The organism is Limisphaera ngatamarikiensis, from assembly GCF_011044775.1.
In the GTDB taxonomy this organism is placed as follows: Bacteria; Verrucomicrobiota; Verrucomicrobiia; order Limisphaerales; family Limisphaeraceae; genus Limisphaera; species Limisphaera ngatamarikiensis.
On the sequence record NZ_JAAKYA010000068.1, the window covers coordinates 1 to 5,202 of the forward strand.

Sequence of the window (5,202 nt, forward strand, 5' to 3'; positions counted from 1 at the left end):
GTGTGGATCGGCGTCGGGTGGACTGGACGTACGATGCGTTGGGGCGTCGGGTACGGCAGGTGCGGTACGTCTTGACCAACAGCACGTGGCAGGTGGTGGAGGATCTGAAGCTGGTGAGTGATCCGGAGCTGTTCGGTCGTCACATTGCGGAGCTGAACGGGACGAACGGTGCGGTGGTGCGGTCGTACGTGTGGGGATTGGATCTTTCGGGAAGCCTGGACGGAGCGGGTGGTGTGGGCGGGTTGTTGTGGGTGCGGTTGAGCGGTGGGGCTGCTGCGGGGCTACACTTTGTGACGTATGACGGCAACGGGAACGTCTGGAACCTGGTCTCGGCGGGCACCGGTACCGAAACTGCCCGGTACGAGTATGGACCGTTTGGGGAGCCTTTGCGGATGACGGGTGCTGCGGCCGGTGTGAATCCGTTCCGCTTCAGCACGAAGCGCACGGAGGACGGAACGGGCCTGGTGCTGTACGAATATCGCGCCTACTCACCCAGCTTAGGTCACTGGCTGAGTAGGGATAAGATAAACGAAAAAGGAGGGATAAATCTTTATGGATACACAGCAAACCAGCCAATCGCTGCAATAGATTTCCTTGGCTTAGATTATTATATTGTGCAGACAGAAGGAGCTTGTGGGGTTAAGCACCGGGTTTTGGTGGGAGAGATAAATCGCACTAATTCTTACATGATCCACTTCGCGCCAAATACGGAACGCATCCTCTCTCTACGGCGCATTTGTGGCGAAGGCAAGTATAGCTATGGGGGTGTGTACAATAGACCTGCGCGGGACCTAGCTGCGGAGCTGGGACCAGTAGAAAAACATGTTAAGACTACACCAGAAGAAGACGAGAGGATGCACAACGCGGCGAAAGCATTGGACGGAGTGAAACGGACGTATTGCATACTAATACATGACTGTCGCTCAATAGAGCGTGATTGCAAAAAGGAGGCTGAGCTACAATCGAAAGCAGAGGAGCAAGCAAACGTGGAGAACGAGGTAACGCAATCAAGGTGAAGCATATGAAGGGCATACGGAAAGCATGTGTTGCTGTGGCAGCAGTTTGTGTTGTTGCCGTTGCCCTTCCCATACTCAATTGTGTTGTGCCGTATAATCTCATGCATCGGCAATTAATTGAAGCTGCGTATTTGCGTGTGGAGATACACAATTGGCAGGAGACTGGTACATTCGTAGGGAGGCCGCCAAGATGTATGCCTTATCACACAAACCTTATTCTGAACGGGACACATTATGAGATTATTGTGAGAAATGAGGCGGAATGGATTAGGCGTTACGGGTATCTTCTTGGGGCACAGGACGGCACGGTGATATGGGTTGGCAAGAACGGGAAGATGAAGGTGATTCGCCGGTAGGAGTGAAGTGCAGAATGGAGGTGGTGAGAGAATAGAGTCCGTTTTAATTCACGAACTGAGCAGCAGCCCGACAAAAGCACCTTGGTTTATTGCGGGCGCCATAATGCCAATCGTCTTTTGGTGTATAATGGCAATGGCGATGTTGCGGCGCCTGCGAAGAGCAGTGATGGAGCCATCTCTACGAGCTACGAGTGCGGGCCCTTTGGGGAAGGTATACGTTCAACAGGGCCGATAGCGAACAATGAGCCCTTCCACTTCAGCACTAAGGGAACGTGCAACGTAACGGATAAGGTGATGTACGGATACCGTGCTTATTCACCGAGCTTAGGTCGTTCGCTGAATAGAGACGTGATCAATGAACTTGGACATCGTGTGTTCACAGTGGAGCGGCACTTTCGCCTGAACCTGAGCGAGGAACAGGACCTGTATTGCCCGCTTATGAATGACGTCGTGAATCGTTACGACGCTGACGGGCGTGGGATTGTTCCAGTTATCGTGGCCGGTTCCATCGGTATTGGCATCCGTTACTGCACGGATGTTCTCGGGTGTCGGCTGCGGGTGCTGTTAGCACTGTCCGGCGGTGAACAGGAAGCCGATCGGGTAGCCCCGGACGACACCACTCAGCGCGGACCAAACGCTGCTGAGGGAGGCGATGCTGACGCGCCAACGCACTGCATTGCAGCGTGCAATCTGGCCAGAAATTGGTGGCCCTGCTTCGGACCTGACGGCGCTTTGGAACGGTTGCAGGCCAGGGAAACGAGCGGATCTCTAGGCTCCCAAATGGACAGATTGAATAACGAGGTTGGGTTTGGCATCGGATATGGACTTGAGTGTGGCAAAAGCTGCACTGACGCTTGTCTAGATGCGCTACGGAAGGGCCTGCTCTACGAGATCCGAAACGGTCAGATTGTTCCGAGCTCTGATGAATGATGGACGCTGGTGCAGTGAAACGTCGGTGGTTATGGATCGCAATTGGGGCGCTGGCGGTTCTGTACTGTATGAATTGGCTGTACACGCCAGAGATTGTAGGCATTGTTAAGCTGGAGGAGTTCTATCGACCCAAAGGCAGGCTGACGTTTGATCCCGAAAAGTGGCGTGCGCCATCGTATTTCGGGCAGCGATATGAAATGGTTGACGACCTGCTTCAGAGATGTTTGCCCCTTGGGTTGAGCCGTGAAGAGGTCGAAAGCCTGCTTGGGCCTCCTCATTTGGTCCAGCTTTTAGGGGAGGATACACTGGTGTGGTATGAGCTGGGACGGCGAAGGGATTATCCTTCCCGTAGCATCTTCTTCCCGGGTAGGCTTGTTAACGTTGAGACATGGTTATTGGAGCTTCGCTTTAGAGATGGACGGCTGTATGCAGCAAAGGTTACCGAGAGCTAACGAGTTGTTGGGAGATTGTTGAGCAGGGTGTCAACATATTGGCCATAGGCACCAGTTATGGGGAAAGTAGCGTGTGCATTCGAACCGGATGCTGTAGGAGTCGCGCAGGAAGTATGGGCGGCCAGCATCACGCGTACCTGGAGTTCATCCCGATCGTGGCCTCAACGGCACGAAGGGCCCAGGAACCGCTGCGGGCACCCTGTGTTCAGCGGGCCAGGTTGTTGGTTGAACCTCGGGGGGCACGAAGGCACCGGGCGTACCTGCAGGGGCTCGGGATGCACGTAGCCGTACAGCCTGCGGGGAAGCGCTGGGGGGCGCCGGTGCTTACCAGCCGAGTGGACATCTAGACGCCATGGGGTGGGCAAGGACGGTGACGGTTCTGCCTTGGCTGCGGCGGCGCAGGTAAGCGACGGGCCGTATCCCGCCGGTCCCTAGAAAGATGCGGCCACAGGGGACTGCGCCCCTCCCGGAGATCGCGAGATCCAAGGCACCCCAGCCCATTTGCCAAGTCGGGAGGGACCGCGCCCTCGCGGTCTGGAAAAACATCGGGCGCAGAGGACTACGCCCCTCCCGGACATCGTCCAGCCGTGGGCATTCTTCGAAATTGGCCAGCCCGGGAGGGACCGCGTCCTCGCGGTCCGCAAGAAAAGGCAGACCACGGGAACCTCTGCGGGACCTGCAACCACATCCGATGGCTGGGTGCCCTTGCGAGCCCCGACAGGTCGGGGAGGGACGGCGTCCCCGCCGTCCGCAGGATTATTGGGCACAGGGGACTGTGCCCTCCGGCAAGGTCGCATGGGAGGGACCGCGTCGTAGCGGTCCGCAAAAATATCGGGCACAGAGGACTGCACCCTTCCCGCGATCGTTGCCCGGTAGGGGCCGCGTCCTCGCGGTCCGCAAGAGTATCGGGCACAGAGGACTGTGCCCCTACGGTAAAGCCGCATGGGAGGGACCTCATCCCCGCCGTCAGCTCGAATGCGCCTATAACAAACTGCTGATCGGAAGCGATACCGGCAAGCCGGCTTTTGCCGGCGCAAGGGGCTGCGGAAAACATTGCCAGACACCAACTGCCGCCATAGAGATCGCGACCTGCTTTGCGCGGGCTCTTCTGGCCGTTCTCCGTGTCCTCTGTGTCTCTGTGGTTCGCCCCCTCCATGGCTCTGGACCGACGGGACCGGCTGCAGGGCGAGGTGCGGTCGGCGGTGGTGGTGCAGACGCCGGAGCTGATCATCCACGACCTGGACGGGAATCTTGTCCGGGACGGTCGGTGGGTGTACAGTTGGGATGCTGAGAACCGGCTGGTGCGCGTGATGAGCTGGGGCAGTGTGGATCGGCGTCGGGTGGACTGGACGTACGATGCGATGGGGCGTCGGGTACGGCAGGTGCGGTACGTCTGGACCAACAGCACGTGGCAGGTGGTGGAGGATCTGAAGCTGGTGAGTGATCCGGAGCTGTTTGGGCGGCACATTGCGGAGCTGAACGGGACGAACGGTGCGGTGGTGCGGTCGTACGTGTGGGGATTGGATGTTTCGGAGACGCTGGACGGAGCGGGTGGAGTGGGCGGGTTGTTGTGGGTGAGGTTGAGCGGTGGACCTGCTGCGGGGGTGCACTTTGTGACGTATGACGGCAACGGGAACGTGTGGAACCTGGTGTCCGCGAGCACCGGTACCGAGACTGCGCGGTACGAGTATGGGCCGTTTGGGGAGGCTTTGCGGCTGACGGGCGCTGCGGCGGGTTCGAATCCTTTCCGGTTCAGCACGAAGCGGACGGAGGACGGCACGGGCCTGGTGCTGTACGAATACCGGGCTTACAGTCCTACAGTTGGGCGGTGGCTCTGTAGAGATCCGATAGGCGAACATGGTGGATTAAACATGTATGGCTTCGTTGGAAACGATGCTGTTGATCAGTTCGATGTTCACGGCCTTGCAGTGAGGGCAAACCCGAGGTGCAAGGACCACTGCAGGACAGATCTTGACTGCTGTCGGTGTATGGTATTCTGCGAAGGCGAAGGAGGCTGTGAGGCAGCCGTCTACCACATCATGAAGAATCGCCAGAACACCAAATGGCCCGGCGACTTCGGTGGCGAGAAAGACTTCTGCGCTCAAGCCAAATCGACTAGGTTCGATTGTGGCCCGAAGGGTAAGGTGCTGATTGATGGGAAACCTGGTGGCGGGCGGGACCGCTATGATCAGTGCTGCACAAAAACGTTGCCACAAGGACGCTCTTTAGACAGCGCCGGGAGAATATGCGAGAACCCCGGCCAAGACCCGACCGGCGGTGCACAGTTCTTCTTCACAGTCGGACAAACGCCGAAGTGGATGGAATACAACGTCAGTATAGGGAACTGCTCAAAGGTAACAGTACCGGGCTGCAGGCTGGACATTTACAAGTGCAAAGAACAAACCAAGCCAGTGCCCCCGGGCTGGAAACCACCCAACCGCTAGCCTG

Annotated in this window: 3 protein-coding genes; all 3 read left to right on the forward strand. The window is 57.7% G+C overall.

Translation table 11 applies throughout. The annotated features are described in order from the left end of the window. On the forward strand, nt 1-1,016 hold a 1,016-nt coding region (locus G4L39_RS10025; protein WP_205880933.1), incomplete at its 5' end, for an RHS repeat-associated core domain-containing protein. A gap of 650 nt (nt 1,017-1,666) precedes the next feature. Beyond that, the gene (locus G4L39_RS10030) at nt 1,667-2,302 is read left to right on the forward strand and encodes an RHS repeat-associated core domain-containing protein (RefSeq protein WP_165107928.1); all 636 of its coding nucleotides are present in this window, start codon (nt 1,667-1,669) and stop codon (nt 2,300-2,302) included. Between the two features lie 1,606 nt (nt 2,303-3,908). Further along, complete coding sequence (locus G4L39_RS10035) at nt 3,909-5,198, forward strand: RHS repeat domain-containing protein (RefSeq protein WP_165107930.1); 1,290 nt, start codon at nt 3,909-3,911, stop codon at nt 5,196-5,198. The last annotated feature ends 4 nt before the right edge of the window (nt 5,199-5,202 follow it).

Excerpts from the sequence above, each read along its gene's own strand:
- G4L39_RS10030 (WP_165107928.1), top strand. The coding sequence starts at position 1,667 with ATGTACGGATACCGTGCTTATTCACCGAGCTTAGGTCGTTCGCTGAAT.
- G4L39_RS10035 (WP_165107930.1), top strand. The coding sequence starts at position 3,909 with ATGGCTCTGGACCGACGGGACCGGCTGCAGGGCGAGGTGCGGTCGGCG.